Genomic DNA, 19,934 nt, shown 5'->3' on the forward strand with positions numbered 1-19,934 from the left:
GTCGTACCCGGAAGCGCGCGGTCGTACCTTAAAGACCCTCTAAGGTACGACCGCGCGAAGTTGCGTACGACCGCGCGCGCCGGGGGTACGACCACGCGGCTTTACGTACGACCGCGCGGGACCGATGACGCACGGCGACGAAGCGGCATACGCTCCCCGGCGCCCCGGGCTCCACAGGCCGACGGCGCACGGCGCGCGGACCAGCAGCGCAGGACTGCGGGACCCGCGGAACGCAGCAGAACCCATGCCGACGCCAATGCGCGCACCCGCAAACAACGCGCGACGAGCACCCGGGACCTCCGAGACTCATTCGCGCAGGGGCGCGCCCGGGCCTGTTGCAAAGAAGCCGCCTACCGGTATCGACAGCGGAGAAGAACCCGGAACATCAACGATTCCTCCTGCGCGTTCCGGCCGAAACCGGACCCTTGCAGCAGAATCGGACACCCGTCCGCCGGAACGGACCCCCGCCGGCAGACGGTACGACGCGGGCCAGCGCCCTCCAAGGGCACGACGACGAGTGACCCCACCAGCGGAACGACGCGGGACCAAGACCCGAGCCCGCTCCCGCGCCAGGACCACCAGCCAGCACCCCGACGACCCCGACGAGAAAAGCCCCGAGCAACCGCACGCACCCCACCCACCACACCTTCACAACACGAAGAACCTGATCGAGGTAGCGCCAGTCAGTGGCGCGCTGGAGTGCGGTGGGACTCAGACGGAGTGACGTGAGTGGCAGCCGCCGGTCTCGCCGAAGGCGACCACCGGGATCACGAGGACTTCTACGAATAATTGGAGCAGCAATGGCGCTTTCCCATCAGCGTCGCACCTCCCGAGCAGAACTGGGCTCTCGGCGGAGGAATCTACTCGGCGATAAAAGAGCCAGGACACTGCGCACGTCACATCACACAGCTGCGCAGCGCCTCGCAGGACCACCGACTGATGGAGTCCTCCCCGGGACGAGTCGCCCATTGGGTCAACCGCCGTGGCATCGGAGACGCCTGCGTCAACGGAGCCGCAGTCCGATCACTGTGCGGGGGTCTATTTCGTTCCCAGAACAGATCCCGCCGAGCGCCCCGAGTGCGAGGAGTGCGCTCGGCGCTACAAGCAACTGCCGCAGACATGATTCTCGGAGCCGGCCCGCCGAGTCGGGCATTCCGGCCCGAGGCATTCCGGCGCGAGGCATTCCGGCGCGAGGCATTCCGGCGCGAGGCATTCCGGCCCGAGTCGGACGACGGCGTCGTCCGACTCGCGCGGAAAAGTCCGCCTCGCGGATGGGGGCGCCTCGTCCCCGCGCAGGAGGCCCGCGACGGGCTTCCACCTCTACCCTGAGATCATGTTGATCTGCGAAGAACTGTTCCTGCTCCTGACCAAGGACTCCGGCGCCCCCGAATCCTGGGGCGGGAACGATCAGCTCGGACTGCGCGGAGCCGTACTGCTCGATCTCGTCATAGCAGGAAGAATCGAGCTCAGTGCCGACAAGCGCCCGCGCATGACCGTTCTGGACACCTCTCCCACCGGATTCGCCGCCCTCGACGACGCCCTCGCCGTCCTGCCCATCAGGAACGGCAAGAGGCTCCTGTCGCTCATCAGCTGGGGCAGGATCAAGCCCCGCGACGCCATCGCCGCCCGGCTTCAGGCGATCGGCGTCATCGAGCGCACCAGCGGCGGCCTCTTCGGCCTCAGCTCCCGGTACCCGACCCTCGACGCGGGCCCCGAGCACGACACCCGGGAGCGCCTGTACGCCGTCCTGCACGGTGAGCGTCCCGCGGCCCACGCCGACCTCGCCCTGCTGGGCATTCTCCAGAGCATGGGACTCGCCTCCAAGATCCTGCCGACGACCGAGACGGGCATGAGGGGCGGAGAGCTCAAGCGCGCCATCACGGCGCTGCGCCCGGCCAATGCCTCCGGAGACGCCGTTGCCCGCGCCATTCAGGACGCCATCAACGCCACGACCATAGCCGTGGTGGCGGCGACGTCGGCGGCGGCAACCGCCTCTCAGTAAGTCGGGCGGCCCACGACGTCGGGGAGGCCCACGGCGGGCGAGCACCCCGCATCCGCCAGCCCCCTCCCCCACGACAGACGCCGAGCCGGGCATGCCGGCGCGAGCCGGACGGCGGCGTCGCCGGACTCGCGACTCGCGACTCACCTGAGAACGCCCATCTCGCGGCACGGTGACCGAGCGCTCCACCGTCATCTGCGCCACAATAGCCTCATGCTCATGCCCTATTCTCCAGGCCCCGCGCCGCTAACCCGCATGGACGACGGGACCGTCAAGCAGATCAGCCCCTTCACCGGCACGGAGGTGTGGACGGTCCCGGGCCGAGGCAACCGGCCGATCTCCCACCCGGTCGCCGAGGTCCACGCCCTCACCCCGGCCGAGCGCACCCGCGCCTGCGCCTTCTGCCCGGCCCACTACACCGAGACACCGCCGGAGAAGAACCGCGTCATCGCCCGTCCGGACGGCGGCTTCGAGCAGATCGACGGCGTGCCCGCGAGCGCCCTGTTCGACACGGTCGCCGAGTTCCGCCGCGTGCCCAACCTCTTCGAGATCCTGTCCTACGACTACTGGCACGCCAACCACGGCTACGAGATCCCCGACGCCGCCCGCGAGCACATGGAGGCCTACCTCGCCGATCCGGCGGGCGCCGCCCACGTCTCGCGCGTGGCCCGGAGCAAGCTGCGCGCCTCCGGCCAGGATCCGGACTCGTGGGACTCGATGAGCGACGACGCCCGCCACCAATTCCTGGCCGCTTTCTTCGCGGGCGGCCACGACGTCATCATCGCGCGGCGCCACTTCACCGACGACGCCATCGACACCACCGGGCTGGCCGGCTCGGGCACGCTGGCGCCCGCGGAGCACCGCGCCTACATGCGCCTGGCGGTCGCGGCGATGTCGGACCTGTACCGGACGAACCGGTGGGTGCGCTACGTGGCGGTCTTCCAGAACTGGCTGCGTCCCGCCGGGGCGAGCTTCGACCATCTGCACAAGCAGCTGGTCGGCATCGATGAGCGGGGTGTGTCCGCCTCGCTGGAGCTCCAGCGGGTGCGGAGCAACCCGAACCTCTACAACGAGATGGGCGTGGACTACGCCGCCTACAGCGGGCTGCTGGTGGCCTCCAACGATCACGCGGTCGCCTTCGCCGGCTTCGGGCACCGCTACCCCACGCTCGAGGTGTACTCGACGTCGGCCACGTGCGAGCCCTGGTTCATGAGCCGCGAGGAGGTCGACGCCGTGGCGGACCTCGTGCACGCGCTGCACGCGGCCACGGGCGTGGACGTGCCCAGCAACGAGGAGTGGCACCACAAGCCGATCGACGTCGATCAGCCGATGCCGTGGCACATCACGCTCAAGTGGCGGGTCTCCACGCTGGCGGGCTTCGAGGGCGGCACGAAGATCTACCTCAACACCATCGACCCGTGGACCCTGCGCGATCGGGTCGTGACGCGCCTGGAGGACCTGCGGGCCGATCGGCTCATCGCGCCGATGGCCGTGGGCGAGGAGTGCCCGCGCGAGCCCAACCGGCTGCTCTACAACCCCGTGCTGGGGCGCTGACCCTCCCCCTCGCTCCCGAGCTCTCCCGCCGAGATCGGTCCGGTTCCGCGCCGAGATCGGTTCAGTTCCGGCTCGAGATCGGTCCGACGCCGTCGCACCCGGGGGTCGGAACCACGAGTCGGGCATTCCTGCACGACTCCGACGACACCCGACTCGCGCGGAGTGGTTGGCCGGGAGGCCCGACCCGACAAGGTGCCCGTCTCATCGCACTGCGTCGGGCCGCGCGGGGCGCCGGTAGGCGGGGCGCGGGGCGCCGGTAGGCGGGGCTGGCTCATGCGACACTGCAGGAGGAGGCGCCGGGCGGCGCGGCGACCGTAACGACTTCCCCTGACGGCGAGAATCCCCGTGCCCCTCGCCCCTGTTCGTCCACGTCACGACGTAGAACCCCGCCCTCGACGCAGTGCGAGACCAGCACTCGAATCCACCGGTGGACTCTGGCACCTACCCGGCCGACGCCCACCCTGCCGCAGGACTCCACGGATCCACCGGTGGATTCCCGCTTCTGCCGTTCTGAGTTCCGGGCCTCGCTCCCGGGTGATCGTCGGCTCGGACGGGTCGGTGCGCGCAAGCCCCCGGCTGATGCGCGAGCACTGCGCGCAGCGGCGCACTGGGATCGGCACGCGGACGACATACGCGACGTCCGCGCGGTCGTACGTCCAGACTCGCGGTCGTACCCGAGCGCGCGAGGTCGTACGCAGTCCCGCGCGGTCGTACCTTAGAAGGACTCCAAGGTACGACCGCGCGCCCCCAGGTACGACCTCGCCCCCCAGGTACGACCGCGCGCCCCCAGGTACGTCCGCGAAACCGGTGACCCGAGCGGGGGCAGCGCGGTGAGTGTCCCTCGTCGCCACTCGCGCCGAGAACGGCCGGCAGGACGCCGGTCGGGGTCGCGACGCCGCCGCTCATCGTCGGCAGAGCCGAGGACGCCCAGCGACTCGGGCCGAGACGCGCCCCGAGCTCGACCACATCTCGCAACCGCCCGCTCGGTGGAACGTGCCAGGATGCTCCTCATGACCGAGATCGCCCCCGCTGAGCCCGTCGGGCCCGCTCCAGCCCCTATGCCAACCCCCACCGCACTGGCTGCGGCCACGGATAAGAGCACGGGCATGACCACGGACATCCTGGGAGAGCCGTGGGTGGCCCGACGCATCGACGTCGTCCCCGACGAGGTCGCGGCCCCCGGTGCGGACCACGCCGTCCTGGTCCACCAGCGCGGGGCGGTGCCGACCGCTCAGGGGGCGCCGCGCCACGACAAGGCCGTGCTCTACCTTCACGGCCGCAACGACTACTTCTTCCAGACCCACCTGGCCGACGCCTTCCTGTCGGCCGGCTACGAGTTCTACGCCCTGGACCTGCGGACCTGCGGACGAGCGGGCGTGGGGCATCCCTCGCCGCACGACGTGCGCGACCTGCGCGTCCACGACGAGGAGATCGGAGAGGCGCTGCGGATCATCCGCTCCGAGCACGGGCACGGCGTCGTCGTTCTCAACGGCCATTCCACGGGCGGGCTGCAAGCGGTCATCTGGGCGGGGGACCACCCCGGGAGCGTGGAGGCGGTGACGCTCAACTCCCCGTGGCTCCAGCTGAACGCCTCGGGACTCATGCGCTCCTACGGATCGGCCTACGTCGACGTGCTGTCGCGGCGCAGCCCGGAGCGGATCATCGACAACCCGGCGGAGGTCAGGGCGCGCAAGCGCGCGCGTCTGGCAGCGCGGGCCGCGAGCGCGCAGGGCCCCGACGGCACGGAGGAGGACGACGTCGCCCCCGAAGCCGGGGCCCCGGTCGCCGCCGACGCCGGACCGGCCGAGGTGGACCTGTACGTGCGGGTGCTGCACAGGCGCTGGGGCGGCGAGTGGGACTGGGACCTGAGGCTCAAGCCCTCGCCGGCCTTCCCGGTCCGCGCGGGATTCCTCGCGGGGATCCGCCGACTCCAGCGGGAGGTGCGCCACGGCCTGGGCATCGAGGTGCCCGTGCTCGTGTGCTGCTCGACGGCGTCGGGCGGGCCCGAGGTCGGCACCGAGGAGGCCCTGCGCAGCGACGTCGTGCTGTCGGTGGAGCAGATCGTCCAGCGCTCGGCCTTCCTCGGAACGGACGTCACCGTCCGGCAGATCCCGGGCGGGGTGCACGACCTGGCGCTCTCGCCCTCGCCGGCGCGCGAGGAGTACCTGACGACCGTGACCGAGTGGCTGACGGCGAGGCTGGGGCGCGCCTCCACGCGGACGGGCGCGTAGGCCGACGAGAGACCGGCGTCCGGACGGCCCGACCGGCGGCCCGTCAGCGCCCCCGCTGCGCCGACGCCTCCACCAGCACCGGGGCGAGGGCATCGCACACGCGCTCGACGACCTCGAGAGTCTCGACGAAGTCCTCCATGGTCCCGTACCAGGGGTCGGGCACGTCCAATCCACGGGAAGCGCGCAGGCCGACGGCCGTCCCGCGCCGCTCGGCGCCGGCGGCCGGGTCGGAGGCGATCAGCTCGGAGACGGCCGGGTCGAGCTCGCGGAACATGCGGATGCGGTCGGCGTCGATGTCGAGGCGCTCGGCACGGCGCAGCAGCTCGCGGAGGTGGGCCGCGGTCATGGCCAGTACCAGGTCGGCGCCCGCGAGCTCGGCGTCGTCGATCCGATGGGCGACGTGACCGGAGACGGCGGCGACGACCGCACGCGCGGCGGCATCGCCCCCGGAGCCGTAACCGCGCTCGACCAGGAGACGGCGGGCGCGGCTGTCGATGGGGTTGCCGTGCTCCTCATCGGAGACCCCGGCGGAGGTCACGACGACGCCGGAGGGCCCCGAGGCGGGGACGCCGGCCGCGGCGAGGCGATCGATGAGCACCACCTCGGCCATGGCCGACCGGCAGATATTGCCGGTGCAGACCATCGAGATCGTGTAAGGGGTGTCGGCGCGGCGCGGCGCAGGCAGGTCGGCGGGCGTGATGGTGACGGGCATGCGGGTCAGGCTCTCGCGCATGGAACGGGTATGGCAAGCCGTCCGGCCTCCGTCGGGCCCGACGTCGGCGCGCGGCCCGGGCCCGCCCGGGGCCCGCCGGATCGTCCGGCCGAGTCCGCCGCTGCACCGGGCGCGGCCCGGGCCCGCCGATGCGGGCGGCGAATGCGCCCTCTCCGCCGAGCACCCGGTGCCCGCGGCCGATCCGGCGATCTATCCGGGATCTCCGGGTGGTCGCCGAGCGCACCCGGTGCCCGCGGCCGATCGGGCGTGAAAGGCTGGGCCCATGCCGACAGCCCTATCCCTGGTCCCGCCCGTCGTCGCACTCGTCTCCCTGGTACTGGCCGTAGGACCGGCCGCGTCAGCCGCCCGCGACTACGTGGCCCGCCTCGAGGCGTCGAGCCCCTCCGCGAGGACGCCGCGAATCCGCCACCCCCGACTGCTGGAACGACGCCCTCAGGCGGTGGTCGCCCTCGCGCTGCTGGTCCCGGTCACCTGGTGGGGAGTCCTGAGCGGGGCCCTCGCGGACACGGTCGTGGCGCTCCCCTTCGTCGCCGTCCTGGGAGCGGCCTGCTGCGTCGACGCCGTGTGCCACCGTCTGCCCGACCGGCTGCTCGGCCGGGCGGCGCTGTGGCTGATCGCAGCGACCGTCGTGCGTCTCGGAGCCGAGGTGGTCTCGGGCGCGCCCGTCGGCGAGGCGGCTCGGCCCGTGGGGCGAGCCGCGCTCTCCGCGCTCGGAGTCGGCCTCGTCATGTATCTCCTGGCGATGCTGCCCTCGGGGATGGGGCTCGGCGACGTCAAGCTGAGCGCTCTCTGCGCCCTATGGCTCGGACGGTTGAGCGTCGAGGCGTCCGTCGTCGGCGTCATGCTGGGCTTCCTCCTCGGCGGCCTGGCCGCCGTCGTGCTCCTGGTCCTGCGCAGGGCGGGCCGCAAGCAGCGGATGGCCTTCGGCCCCTACCTGGGGGCCGGGGCCTGGCTGGCGTGGCTCCTCGCCGTCGCCTGATGATCGCGCGCCCCGCGGCGAGGGGCCGATCGGGCGAGCTCACGACGGGCAATACCCGCCCCACGTGCAACGGCTCGAATCCCCATTGTCAGGAGAGAGTAGTCGGTATGACTGCATTGAGGTTCATCAGGGCGTGCAGAATCGCGGAGTAGTAGAGGTTGCGACCGCTCTTGACGTACAGAATGCCGCAGACGAGCCCGAAGAAGGCGTGAGGAATAACGCTGATGACCTCGGAGAGGGCGAGTGCGTGCATGTGCAGGGAGCCGAACAGGATGCTGGAGACGACGACGGCCGCCCAGGTCGGTGCCCAGCGCCCGATGAAACCGATGAGGAACTGACGGAAGAACATTTCCTCGACAACCGGGCCCACGACTCCGATGACGACGATCATGAGGAGGGACGGGTAGGTCTGCATCAGCTGGCCGAGCTCCAGATCGTTCTGCAGTGGAGTGCCCGACAGGCCGGTGAGTCGGATCAGCAGATCCGTGAGCGCGGCCCCGATGAGCTCGGCGACGATGACCCCCGCCAATCCGGCCAGCAGTATCAGCAGGGCCCGGAGCCTGTGGCCCGCGATCTGCCGGGCCGCCCGGGCCAGTTCGTGGCGGAAGGCGACGCACCCGAGGAGGAGCAGGAGGAAGAAGAGGGCCAGGTGCAGAGGCACTCGATAGGTGTCCGGAATCCGGCCGCGATCCAGGCCCATGAAGATGAATACCGTGTAGATGGCGACGAAGGCGGATAGCGCGATGGTCGTCGCTCGCGATGCCCCGCTTCCGCTCCCGCCGGAGCCGCCCCGGCGCGGCGACCGCGGTGGCGGGGAGGAGGCGTCGGGGACAGCAGCGGTGGGGCTGATGGGGCCAGTGGGTTCAGTGAATTCAGCAGACTCAGCGAGTTCAGTGGGTTCGGAGGTGCTCATGCCGAGAGCGTGCTGCCACCGGCGCGCGAGGAGTATCGCCCCGACTGAGGAGATTCGGCGCGGGCCTCGGACCCGGGTCTGATGAGCCCTGGTTCGACGGCGGGCCCGGGCCGCCCCCGGATCAGCCACGGGCCCGGCCCCGCACCAGCCAGCGGGGCCGACCATGTCACAGGCGTGCCATAGACTCGCCTCGTGGCGTCCTCCCCCTCCGAATCCCCCGTCGTCTCCCGCCCCGCGACTGCCGTCGACGTCGTCGCCGACCGCTACGTGGCCCGTCTGGCCGAGCTCTCCCCGGAGTTCGCCGTCTACAACGGTCTGCCCGGCCGCCGCGGCGAGCTCGACGACTACTCCCCCGAGGGACTGACCGCCCTGAGCGACCTGGCCCGCTCCACGCTGCACGAGCTGGACTCCGCCGTCCCGGCCGACGACGTCGACCGCGTCACCGTCGCCGCCATGCGCGAGCGCCTCGGGACGAGCCTGGACCTCGCCGAGGCCGGAGAGAACCTGCGCAACCTCAACAATATCGAGAGCCCCGTCCAGGGCCTGCGCGATCTCTTCGACAACCTGCCCACCGGCACCCGGGAGGACTGGGAGGACTTCGCCTCCGCCCTGCGGGACGTCCCCCGGGCGCTCGGCCAGTACGCCGAGAGCCTGCGCCTGGCGCGCTCCCGCGGCGACGTCGCGGCGCGCCGTCAGGTCGAGGCGGCCCTCTCCCAGGCCCGCGACCAGGCCGGGGAGAGGACCAGCTCCTACACGGCGCTGATCGATGGCGCCGCCACCGCCGACGGCGCCCCGGTCCCGGAGCCCCTGGCCGAGGAGCTGCGCGACGCCGCCGCCACCGCCCGGGAGGGATACGCCCGTATCGCCGACGTCCTCACCGGGGAGATCCTCCCGGAGGCGGGCGCCGTGGACGCGGTCGGCAGGGAGCGCTACGAGCGCTTCAGCCGGGAGTTCCTGGGCGCCGTCGTCGACCTGGACGAGACCTACGAGTGGGGCCGGGAGCGCCTGGCCGCCATCGATGCCGAGCAGCGGGCGATCGCCGAGCGGCTGTACGGGCCCGGCGTGGGCGTGCGCGAGGCCCTGGACCGGCTGGACGCCGACCCGGCGCGCACCGTTCACGGCACGGCGGCACTGCAGAAGTGGATGCAGGACACCTCGGATCAGGCGATGACGGCGCTCGACGGCGTCCACGTCGACATCCCCGCCCCGCTGCGCACCCTGGAGTGCCGCATCGCGCCGTCGACCACCGGTGGCATCTACTACACCGGGCCGAGCGACGACTTCTCCCGTCCGGGCCGCATGTGGTGGTCGGTGCCGGCGGGCACCGAGGACTTCTCCACCTGGCAGGAGCGCACGACCGTCTTCCACGAGGGCGTGCCCGGCCACCACCTGCAGGTCGGCATGCAGACCTGGCTGCGCGACGAGCTCAACTCCTGGCGCCGTCTGGCCTGCTGGGTGAGCGGGCACGGCGAGGGCTGGGCGCTGTACGCCGAGAGGCTCATGGCCGACCTGGGATTCCAGGACGACCCGGGCGACCGCATGGGCATGCTCGACTCCCAGCGGCTGCGCGCGGCGCGGGTGGTCCTCGACATCGGGGTGCACCTGGGCAAGCGGCGGCCGCCCGAGCTGGCGGGCCTGCCCGGGGTGGGCGAGGGCGCCTGGGACGCGGGCAGCGCCTGGGCCTTCCTGCGGCACAACGTGGCGATGGAGGAGTCCTTCCTGCGCTTCGAGCTGGACCGCTATCTGGGGTGGCCGGGTCAGGCGCCGTCGTACGCGGTGGGCCAGCGGCTGTGGGAGGAGGCGCGGGACCGCGCGCTCGCGAATGGGGCGAGCCTGAAAGACTTCCACACTCGGGCGCTGCGCCTGGGCAGCGTGGGCCTGGACGTCCTGCGCCAGGCGCTGGCCTGAGCGCTGGTGGCGCGCCGCCCGATCGTCGGCCGGGGTGGCGAGGCGAGCGGGACGATCACGACGGCGCGGACTCCGACGACGGCGCGGCCGTCTGGGGCGGCTCGGACATCCCGGGTGTTGCAGCCGCCCCGGGCGAGGCGGCAGTCTCATCCGAGACGGGAGCCCCGGACGGCGCGGCCGCCGCGTGCGGCACGGAGGGAGAGTCGGCGGGGCGCGTCCTGTGCCGGTCCGCCTCTGGCGTCTCGGCCGCCACGTGCGGCGCGGATGTCTCTGGGGGTGCCACCGCAGCATGCGGAACGGTCGGCTCGGGTGCCGTCCCGGGGAGGGGAGCCGGCACGGGTGCGCCGGCAGCGGCCGGGGGCGCCGTCGGGAAGGGCGCAGGCGTCTGAGCGGGCACCACGGTGTAGATCCGCCCGTCCGCGCCCAGGATCTGCTGCGGCGCGACGTACGGGGCGACGGGTGCGGGGGCGACGGCGGATCGTCCGACGGCAAGCGTCCAGGTCCCCGCGAACCACCGCCCCACCGGTCGTGTCCATACGAGGAGCGCGAGAATGAGGGTGAGCATGGTGGCCACGTACTCGCCCAGCGCACCACCCTCCACGACACCGAGCACGATCCAGCTGACCACTTGGGCGGTGACGAGCCCGGCGTAGAGGAGGCGCGAGCTCCGGAGGCGGACGGCCACGAGCGCCCCTGCCCCCAGCAGGAGAATGACGGTGAAGCCGACGTACACTCCCGGGGGATCGGGAGAGAACTCCCACCCGTGACTGTCGTGCGGGTACGCCGGGTATCCCATGAGGCCGTGCAGGGTGCCGATGAGGAACACGACGGGGTCCAGGGTGAGGACGACGACGGCGCCCTGCGAGAGCTGAAGCGCCGCCGGTCGCGGCTCCTCCCGAGGTGGAGACGCCAGGGGGAGGACGAGCGCGATGAGGAGCGGGACGGCGATGAGGATGACGCCCATCAGGATCCTCGACACGATGTTCCAGTCGGCGAGGACCACTGGAGTGACGGCGAGCAGTGAAGCGGAGGCCCCCACCGCAGCCCGACGTCGCAGGCACAGGACGATACCGGCGACGAGGACCCAGGTGCCCGAGTCCCCGAGAACGAGGCTCGCCGCGGCGAAAACAGGGCCGACGCTGGAGTCGTCGTAGTCGACGATCGTGATCGCCGCGGTGGACACCAGCGCCACGGAGATCAGGAGTGCGGGCAGCACGACCTCGAGTGCGGAGCGCCCCGCCACCGCACCGCCCGGCACGGGACCCGGGGGCGCGCCCGGCGGCCGGAGCGCACCGGGCGGAGGCGAGGGGCTCGGGGCGGGGGCGGCCATGGGGACAGTCATAGTGCGCCATCATCGGGACGGCGCCCTGTACTGGCAAGTATCAGTTCTGGGGGGCCGTCTCCTTCTGGGGCTCTGGGCGCCGCGCCCCGCTACCAGCGCCCTCGCACACGACGGTCTCCAGAACCGCGGCGTCGGCGCGCTCCCGGCCTCGGCATGCCTCCACGAGCCCCCGACGGCTTCTTTCACCATGTCGGGATCATCAGGCCGGCGAACGTCCTCTCTCCGGCGTCATCCGGACCATACTAAGAGCATGGCCCCTGCCCGCCTGCATCTGAACGCGCCCTGTCTGCGCCGCGCTCTACGCACCCTCGTCATGGGAGCCTTCATGCTCCTCGCCGCGGCCTTCACGGCGAGATTGCTCTGGCCCGGCCGTCCCGACCTCGCTTTCTTCCCCGCGAGCGGCGAGCCGAGCAACCGCGCCCGCCTCGACTTCCCCAAGGATGTCACGTATGTCAGCAGCTTCTGGATTGTTGCAGTCTGGGTGGTCGACGACGTTATTCGCATCATCCAGGGATCCACGGACCGCGATGGCCGGGCCGGCGGACGACGGACCGTCATGTGCCTGCGTCTCATCCTGATCGCCGTCGCCCTGTGGCTGTCAGGTTGGGCGATCGTGATCTCGGCGCGCCGATGGAACACAATCGTCGAGTTCACCGGGGTCAGCATCACGGAGATCCTCCTCGTCGCCCTCATCCCGACCAGCTTGGCGATCATCACCATCGGCAGCGCGCTCCTCAACACCCCGCGGCTGACCTCCGACGACGACGCTTTCTTCTTCCACGGGCCGAACCGCCCCGTATGGTGGGTGGCCACCCTCATCCCCGCACTCGTCATGGCCGGTACCATCGCCATCGCCCAGATCCGCAGAGTCCCGGGAGAGGGGATCACGGCGCCGACGATCGCGGCCGAGGGCCTCCCCACTGCTCCGACCACCTTCGCCCCGGACCCGGCCTGGGACCTGGACCTCATCGCGCTCGACGATATCGTCGGCGGCGCGGCCGGTCCCGTCATCCTCACGCCCGATAAGGTCCAAGGACTCGATCCCGCCGACGGCTCGGTGACCTGGAGCTTCTGCTTCAAGGACATCGCAAGCAATAACAGCGAAATGGAAGCCGGGAATTCCGTCATCGGCAAGTCGTCCAGACTCATTACGAGCCCCGACCACCGATATGTGTCCCTGCGTCGGCCGGGCCCCGGTATTTTTCTCGACAACGTCCCCGAGTGGAGAACCGTCGTTCTAGACACCGTCTCCGGTGCGGTCGTCACGGAGCACCTGAGCGACGGCGGGCGGCTCCAACTCACCGACAGCGCCGTCCTGGACGGGCGCGACGCCTACAGCCTGGAGGACGGCTCGCGCATGTGGACTCTGCCGAAGGAAAGCAAGAAAACGTACGATTCCCCTCCTCGGGGCTATTCAGGCCCTGCCGGTCACTCCTCATTCGTCCTGGATCCCAAGACCGCATCCGCGGGGAATAATGCGGCGAAGGAGGAGGACACATCGGTCACAACGCTCACGGTGGCGCCGCAGTCGAATCCGTCGGCGACGCAGACGGTCGAGAGAGTCCTGACGCCCATCGATGAAGGTCTTGTGGTGAGTACCGGATGGATCGCCGTCCTCGCCGACGACGGGGCGCAGGCCGTCAGCCTCGACTCGCTCGCGGGAGTCGACGGCGCCGACACCACCCGCACGGGCCTGGGTACGGCCTCGTCCGTCAACAGGCAGGCGAGTATGGCGGCGAATCGTCTCGTCACCGTGCCGCCTCCACCTGAGGGCACACACTGGGCAACGGACCGGCCTCTCAGGCCCGCCACCGCGCTCGCCGGCATGGTCGGCTCCGTCTTCGATCCGGCGACGGGAGCCGTCACCGATGCCACCCACACACCGGGTCTGGCAGCCGCCAGAATCGGCATTACGATTCAGGCGGCTGGCGACGACGTCGAGAATCGCCTCACCATCGCCCCGGGCGACGGCAGCGAAGGCGTGTCCCGCCCCGTGGACGCCACGACCTCCTATCTCGCTCCCAGCATCGGCGTCTTCAACCCGTGGCTCGTCGACTCCGAGCAGATCCGATTATCCAGCAGCGAATCGGGCATGACGGCCCTCAGTACTCCGGGAGTGACGCTGGTGGTCCAGGTGACCGGATTGGAGAGCAGATCGGACACCGTCCGGCTCATCGCCTTCCCGGGAGCGGGAGGCGGCTCATGAGGCTCATCCCGCATCGCGCGGTGGCCTTCGCACTCATGCTCGCTCTGCTGGGTGCCTGTTCCCAGCAGAGCGGAGGGGACGGCGCGGAAAAGGCGGAGGACGATGCGAATATTAACGTCACGGCGATTTCCGCGGACCAGGTCGAGGGGATCGGTACGCATCTGTATCCTTCCGGGCTCGACACCGAGTCCGGACGGATCTTCCTGTTCGACCAGGGGAGTACCGGTGAGGATCCCAGTACCGAGACGACTACGGTGGTCCAGTACGACGCCGACGAGCAGATGCTCTGGGCCGTTGAGATCAATCGGACGACGCACAGTGCCGACTCCAGCGGCCACAACGACGATCTGCAGGTTCTGAGCAGCGAACTGCTTGACGATCTAACTGATAGCAACCCGACCTCCCGCGTGATCCTCAGCTCCGACGGCGCCCACCTGTCTTTTGTCTTCCCGTCCGGGAGGGCGGACTCCACGGCGGAGCAGCGCAGCGACGTCGTGGTGCTGGACACCGCCACCGGCGAACTCGCGCGCAACGCCACGGTCCACGGGATTGTTCTGGGACAGGCGCTGACCGATGACGTCCTCGCCGTCCAGACGGCTCAGTGGCCCTTCCCCGGCGGCGCCGGCCAGGGGGTCATCAACATCTTCCCACTGAATGATCCAACGGCCTTCGGCTCCTCATTCCCCAGCGGGCAGTGGCTCGCCGGCGCGGGCCCCGGCTCCCTGCTCCTATCGCCGCGGAAGATGATCCGAGAGAACCGTGGAGAAGCCTCCGGGCCGGTCACGCTCACCGCTGTGGACACCCAGGGTGCGGAGGTCGGGAGCATCGCCGGTGTCGACGCCGTCTATCGCGATCGCACCATCGGCGTTTACAACTCCCCGGCCGACGCCGCTCAGCGCAGCGCCGAGCCTCCACCCGAGGACAAGGACAAGCGGGCCCTCCCCGACACGAGCAGGATCCCAATCGATCAGTTGGCGCCGTGATTCTCCACGGCGCATGCCGCGGCGTTTCTCCCGGCGTCTCAAGAGCGCGATCAGAGTCGCACGAGTGCGGTAACGGTCTCAAGCGCCGCATCGTAGTTGCCAACAGGGTCGACGACGGTCGCCACGCTCTCGACATCGTGCAGGTCGCCCTCATCGGTGACGCCGTTCAGGTCGATGAATGCCGCGACGTTCTCACTCCCACATACTCCGCGCGCCACCAGGGTGCGGGGGGGGGGGGCGAAGGCCTCGCCATCGGCCTGAAGGCCACTGCACCGGTCTGAAGGCGCCCCCCGATCCGATGGGGCCCCGCGCGCGGGTGTCAACGGCGGCGGTTCGCGGCGCGAACGCACCTTCGCAACATGAACGTATTCTTCTCACAAACCACTGGCATTCACATGCAGTCGGATGGGGGAGGGCTCCGTTCATGCCGCAAGGGCACGTTGACGATGCGCGCCGGCCCGGTGCCCAGGCTGAATCGCCCCAGCCGGAGCGTCAGCGCGAACGGGGACGAGATCGGCGACCCTCATCCCCGGTGAATCCCAGGTGAACAGCCCAGACGCATGCCCGTCATGAGAGAATGTCTTGCCGCCTCCGCAGGGCCGAGCGAACCAGAGCGGGCAGGGGACCGCACCTCCATACCTCATCGTCAGGGCGATGGACCATCACGTGACTCCACCTCCACAGCCACACGGCACGCACCCGCGATACACCTCTGCTCCCGGAACCCCGGTGCACGGCGCCACGGGCTGGCCGAGCCCTCCCGGGGTCGGGTACCCGTACCCGGGCGCGCGAGCCCCTCGTGCGGGCGCCGCGATCCCACGACCCGTTCGGACGCGTCTCGGCTCGGTGGCGCAGGCCGTCTCGTGGGGGTCATTGGCCGCCCTGGTGCTCGACGGCGCCCTGGCGACCTGGTGGCATCTGCGCCTGCCGATCCCCAGTCCGGTTCCCCTGGGAGTGCCTCTCGCCCTCGGCGCAATCGGCGCTGGCATCATGTGGATCGTCGGCCTGACCGGCCGACGCGGCCGTATCGGCCTGAGCCTGTTGATGGCGACGGAGGTCGCCACCTCCGTCGGGGCGAGCGCAGTGCTCATTCTGGCGTGGCGCCAGCAGCTCGTCGCCACGAGATTCCCGCCCCACCACCTGCCCCCGTTGAGCGCGGGGATCCTGGCCGCGGGGGCGCTCCTGGCGGGCGACGCCGTGCGGCGCTGGACGGCGAGGCATCCGCCCCCCGCATCCAAGGCGCCGCTGCGGCCGAGCGCGTTCCTGACGATCGCCTCGGCGACCGCCCTGGCCCTGGTGGGGGCCGCCATCCTCCCCAACGCCCTCGCCCGCACCGTCATCTCGACGACGGCGCCCGCGCCGGCCGAGCTCCCGACCACCGCAGATACGATCTCCGGCGAGCTCGCGTGGACGCTGACCTCGCGCGGTGCCCTGGACCTCATGGCGGGGGCCGCCGGCCCCGTCCTCGTCGAGCAGGGCGCCGTGCGGGGCCTCGACCCGCAGGACGGCTCGACCCGGTGGAGCTACGAGCGCCCGGGCGCCACCATCGTCCCCATCGGCTCGGGCACCGGAACGGCCGGCGAGCGCTACGCCGTTCCGAGCCCCGACGCGCGCCACCTGGCTCTGCGCTTCGGCATCGGCGATTCAAGGCCTTCGGGAACGACGGGCGCGAACCACGACTCGGTCCTCATCGTCCTGGACACCCTGACCGGCGCGGTCACCACGGAGCGCATGAGCCACCAGGACGCCTCGCTCCAGCTGACCGACCGCATGGCCCTCGACGGCCCTCAGGCCCTCACCCTGGACGGCGGTCAGAGGGAGTGGGCCCTGACGGAGCCGACACCGGTGTCCCCGAGCCGGCCGTTGGACCTGGGCTACTCCGGTCCAGCCGGGCACATCACCTTCCTGAGCAGTGTCGCGCCGAGCGAGGGCGCCGATGTTCCCACGACCACGGTGCAGCTCACCCCCGACGGCAGTCGAGGGGACATGCAGTCGCTCGACAATGTCCTGACCGACCCGACCACCGGTTCGATCGTCGTCGTCGACGGATGGATCGCCCAGCTCACCGATGAGGGCGCGTCCCGGGCCGCGCAGAGCTCCACGAGCTCCCGCCCCGGCCAACCCCGGACCCTGGGATGGTCCACGCAGTCCGTCAATATCGACGGCCTGGCGACCGGGAGCATCTACCTCTACTCCGCGGGGACGGCCTCCCCCGCGTCGACGTCGGCATGGATCGACCCCACGGAGCCGGTTCCGCTGGGGACGACCTCCGGGGCCAATATCGGGGCCAGTCGGGCCTCGGGCGATCTGTGCCTGTACGGGGAGCGCTCCAGCGACATCGACATGGGTGATGCCGGCGCCCACCGCGACGAACTCGTGCCGGTTGCCGCCGCCCTCGACACCGCCACCGGCCGGGTCCGCACGCCGCGGGAGGACCCGGGCCTCGCATCGGCCCGCGTCGGGGTCGAGCACGGCGAGCATGACGCCGGGACCATGACCTCGCTGGTCATCAGGCCCGGCGACGGGAGCGCCGGGGTCGCCGTACCCGTCGAGGACGGATCGGTGCGGCCACGGTCCGACGGCGCCGACGGGACGGGCGCACCCCAGCAGCAGGTGCTCCTCGGCCATCTCGGGCAGGACGTCGCCGCCGTGAGCGCGCCCGGTGCCACGCTCCTCGCGGCCGAGACGGATGAGACGGGGGACGCCGAGGATCGCGCCTCCATCCGCTTGTACGCAGTGTCCGCGCAGTGAAGGCGGAGCAGCGAGAGCGAGTCGGATCCGCGAGCCCCCCAAACGCCGAGATCGGTTCAGTTCCGGCTCGAAATCGGTCCGGTTCCGCGCCGAGATCGGTCAAGCGGTGAGCCCCTTGCCCGCGCCCTGGCAGGTCATCCCCAGAATGTCGCCGATCTGACGCCAGGACTTTCCGCTCTCCCGCGCACGGGCAACAGCCGCGTCGAGGTCGGCCTCGGCCGCGGCCAGCCGGAGCTGGGCCAGGGTGATGCCCGTCAACTGAGGATCATCCGTCCACGCCACCGCATCGGGTCCCTGGCCGTCGACGGTCCGCTCGATCTCATGAAGCATCTCCTTGGTGCTCCGCGCGGCCACCGCTCCCTGCAGCCGCCTGGAGTACGTCGGCCGAGCCTTCATCGCGTGGAACACCTGGCCCGTGCCGTCGACTGCGACCTCGAGGAGCTCACCAGGCCGGTCCGACCCGAGAACCATGACGTACCCGTCGTGATAGCGCACCTCGAGAGGGTATGCGAGCGCATGGTCGATATCCTCGCTCTGGATCCCGTGCTTGAAGACTCTCCGTCGATACCCCATTCCCTCACTGTAGTTATCAATCCGTTATACGAGTGGAGCCTCGCCGCCGTCGTCGCGCGAAGGCGCCGCGGTCGTACATGAACCTGCGCGGTCGTACCCGGCATCGCGCGGTCGTACCTTAGATCCCGTCTACCGTACGACCGCGCGGCATCAGGTACGACCGCGGGTGGAAGGGTACGACCGCGCGGCGCGGAGTCGTACCGCCCTCCCGACCCCGAGTCACGGTCACACCTCCGGGTGGGCCCGACGCCGCTCGGCGCGGGCGCGCCACGTCGCCAGGGTCGCGGCGGGGCCGATCGGCCCCAGACCGCCCAGGGAGTCGTCCACCAGCAGGGGCACGCCCTCGAGCCGATCGGGCACGAACTCGCGCCCGCGCGTCACCACGAGGGTCAGACGGCGCAGCGCCCCCAGGCCCTCGCGCGGGTCGCCCGCCACAGCGATGAGGTCGGCCTCGAATCCCTCCGACAGCACACCGGTCACGCCCGCGCGCCCGATGGCGGCGGCCGCCCGCGACGTCGCCGCGAGGATCACCTCGGTGCGCGGCAGGCCGATCCACTCCAGCGCCTCGAGATCGGCGACGTAGCCGCGCTGCGGCACCTCGGGGATCCCGGCGTCGTGCCCGGCGACGATCCTGACGCCGTGCTCCCACAGCTGCCGCACGGGCGGGGCGTAGGAGTCATCGCGCTGGAGCATCCGCGGCATATCGGCGGTGATGGTGCAATCGACGTACACGCCCGAGCGCGCCATCTCATCGGCCAGGGCCGGATCGAACTCGCTGCGCCCCTCCGCGGTGATGAAGGAGGCGTGGGCGACGTAGTCGATGCCGGCGCGCACGGCCCGCTCGATGCCCTCGACGCCGTGGGCGTGGGCGGCCGTCCACTTGCCCAGTCGGTGCGCCTCGGCGACGAGCGCCTCCAGCTCGTCCTGGCTGAACTGCGCGAACCACGGCGCCGAGCCGCCCGTCATGAAACCGCCCGTGGACATCACCTTGATCGTATCGACCCCCATCTTGTGGTGATGGCGCACCTCGCGGCGGATCTGGTCGAGCGAGTCCGCCTCCGCACCGGCGTGATAGGAGTGCCCTCCGGTCGTGGTGATCTGCGGCCCGGAGGCGATCACGCGCGGCCCGCGCACGTCCCCGTGCTCGATGGCGTCGCGCACGGCGACATCCACGTAGTGGCGCGCCCCCAGGCTCTGGGCGCTGGTGACTCCGACGCTGAGCAGCTCGCGGGCCGAGTGCACGGCGTTGAGGGTCAGTCGGGCGACCTCGTGAGGGCCGTAGTCTGGGTACTCGACGTCGGTGCCGGAGGTGGGCAGATGGTCGTGGGTCTCGATGAGGCCGGGCATGAGGGTGGAGCCGGGCAGATCGAGGCGTTCGACGTCGGCGATGGCCAGATCGGTCCGGGAGGACAGTCGGGCCTCGGCCTCGGCGACGGTGCCCGCGAACAGGATGCGCTTGCGGCGCAGCACCACCGCTCCCCCGCGCCCGGCGCGCCGAGCGGCCTCGGCCCGGTCCGCATTCTCCCCATCGGGCCCGACGGCGGGCACGTCGCCGACGACGTCGAGGGTGCCGGGCACGTCGCCGCGACGCCCCGTGATGAGGCGGTCGGCGGTCACCAGGACAGTGGAACGGCCATCGAGGCGCTCGCCGCCGTCGGTGGGAGGGGTGATCCATCCGGTGGTCTCGCCCGGTGCAGGGCGATGAGGGAGGGGAGAGTCGGTCATGATGCCAGGATCGCAGGTTTCGCGATCCCGGCGTCGC

Annotated in this window: 14 protein-coding genes; 9 read left to right on the forward strand and 5 right to left on the reverse strand. The window is 71.0% G+C overall.

Annotation, left to right across the window (positions count from 1 at the left end; genetic code table 11):
- The first annotated feature begins 939 nt into the window (after positions 1-939).
- The 4 genes from G448_RS19275 (at position 940) to G448_RS0111720 (ending at position 5,784) form a co-directional block, all read left to right on the forward strand.
- A complete protein-coding gene (locus tag G448_RS19275) occupies positions 940-1,329 on the forward strand; it encodes a DUF3039 domain-containing protein (protein ID WP_156911032.1) in 390 nt (129 codons plus the stop codon).
- Positions 1,330-1,333: 4 nt separating this feature from the next.
- Complete coding sequence (locus G448_RS0111710) at positions 1,334-2,002, forward strand: GOLPH3/VPS74 family protein (protein ID WP_026408139.1); 669 nt, start codon at positions 1,334-1,336, stop codon at positions 2,000-2,002.
- A 210-nt stretch (positions 2,003-2,212) separates the two neighbouring features.
- Entirely contained in the window at positions 2,213-3,553 is a 1,341-nt protein-coding gene (locus G448_RS0111715) for a DUF4921 family protein (protein ID WP_026408140.1), read from the forward strand.
- Between the two features lie 1,058 nt (positions 3,554-4,611).
- Positions 4,612-5,784 (forward strand): alpha/beta hydrolase, encoded by a 1,173-nt coding sequence (locus tag G448_RS0111720; protein WP_034495288.1) that lies wholly within the window; start codon positions 4,612-4,614, stop codon positions 5,782-5,784.
- Between the two features lie 43 nt (positions 5,785-5,827).
- Here the strand turns inward: G448_RS0111720 and G448_RS0111725 are convergent, their stop codons facing one another.
- Positions 5,828-6,517 carry a low molecular weight protein-tyrosine-phosphatase gene (locus G448_RS0111725; protein WP_026408142.1) on the reverse strand — a complete coding sequence of 230 codons (690 nt, stop codon included), beginning with the start codon at positions 6,515-6,517 and terminating at the stop codon, positions 5,828-5,830.
- Between the two features lie 262 nt (positions 6,518-6,779).
- Between G448_RS0111725 and G448_RS0111730 the strand changes: the two genes are divergently transcribed.
- Positions 6,780-7,496 (forward strand): prepilin peptidase, encoded by a 717-nt coding sequence (locus G448_RS0111730; RefSeq protein ID WP_026408143.1) that lies wholly within the window; start codon positions 6,780-6,782, stop codon positions 7,494-7,496.
- 88 nt (positions 7,497-7,584) lie between these two features.
- On the opposite strand, the gene G448_RS0111735 is transcribed toward G448_RS0111730, so the two are convergent.
- Positions 7,585-8,409, reverse strand: a complete 825-nt coding sequence (locus G448_RS0111735) for a CPBP family intramembrane glutamic endopeptidase (RefSeq protein ID WP_026408144.1) — start codon at positions 8,407-8,409, stop codon at positions 7,585-7,587.
- Positions 8,410-8,601: 192 nt separating this feature from the next.
- Between G448_RS0111735 and G448_RS0111740 the strand changes: the two genes are divergently transcribed.
- Positions 8,602-10,317 carry a DUF885 domain-containing protein gene (locus G448_RS0111740; protein ID WP_026408145.1) on the forward strand — a complete coding sequence of 572 codons (1,716 nt, stop codon included), beginning with the start codon at positions 8,602-8,604 and terminating at the stop codon, positions 10,315-10,317.
- 55 nt (positions 10,318-10,372) lie between these two features.
- On the opposite strand, the gene G448_RS0111745 is transcribed toward G448_RS0111740, so the two are convergent.
- Complete coding sequence (locus G448_RS0111745; RefSeq protein ID WP_026408146.1) at positions 10,373-11,659, reverse strand: hypothetical protein; 1,287 nt, start codon at positions 11,657-11,659, stop codon at positions 10,373-10,375.
- 250 nt (positions 11,660-11,909) lie between these two features.
- On the opposite strand from G448_RS0111745, the gene G448_RS16415 reads away from it, so the two are divergent.
- The 3 genes from G448_RS16415 to G448_RS0111765 all read left to right on the forward strand — a co-directional run bounded on the left by G448_RS16415 (position 11,910) and on the right by G448_RS0111765 (position 17,599).
- Positions 11,910-13,865 carry a hypothetical protein gene (locus G448_RS16415; protein WP_051269005.1) on the forward strand — a complete coding sequence of 652 codons (1,956 nt, stop codon included), beginning with the start codon at positions 11,910-11,912 and terminating at the stop codon, positions 13,863-13,865.
- Complete coding sequence (locus tag G448_RS17145; protein WP_051269007.1) at positions 13,862-14,848, forward strand: hypothetical protein; 987 nt, start codon at positions 13,862-13,864, stop codon at positions 14,846-14,848. Before G448_RS16415 ends, G448_RS17145 begins: the two co-directional genes overlap by 4 nt.
- Positions 14,849-15,694: 846 nt before the next feature.
- Entirely contained in the window at positions 15,695-17,599 is a 1,905-nt protein-coding gene (locus G448_RS0111765) for a hypothetical protein (protein WP_026408147.1), read from the forward strand.
- Between the two features lie 99 nt (positions 17,600-17,698).
- Here G448_RS0111765 and G448_RS18895 read toward each other — a convergent pair whose 3' ends face one another.
- Together G448_RS18895 and G448_RS0111780 are read right to left on the reverse strand one after the other, a co-directional pair.
- Positions 17,699-18,094 (reverse strand): hypothetical protein, encoded by a 396-nt coding sequence (locus tag G448_RS18895; RefSeq protein ID WP_245572316.1) that lies wholly within the window; start codon positions 18,092-18,094, stop codon positions 17,699-17,701.
- Positions 18,095-18,397: 303 nt separating this feature from the next.
- Positions 18,398-19,897 carry an amidohydrolase family protein gene (locus G448_RS0111780; protein ID WP_026408148.1) on the reverse strand — a complete coding sequence of 500 codons (1,500 nt, stop codon included), beginning with the start codon at positions 19,895-19,897 and terminating at the stop codon, positions 18,398-18,400.
- Positions 19,898-19,934: the final 37 nt, after the last annotated feature.

It is taken from the genome of Actinomyces gerencseriae DSM 6844 (assembly GCF_000429265.1).
In the GTDB taxonomy this organism is placed as follows: domain Bacteria; phylum Actinomycetota; class Actinomycetes; order Actinomycetales; family Actinomycetaceae; genus Actinomyces; species Actinomyces gerencseriae.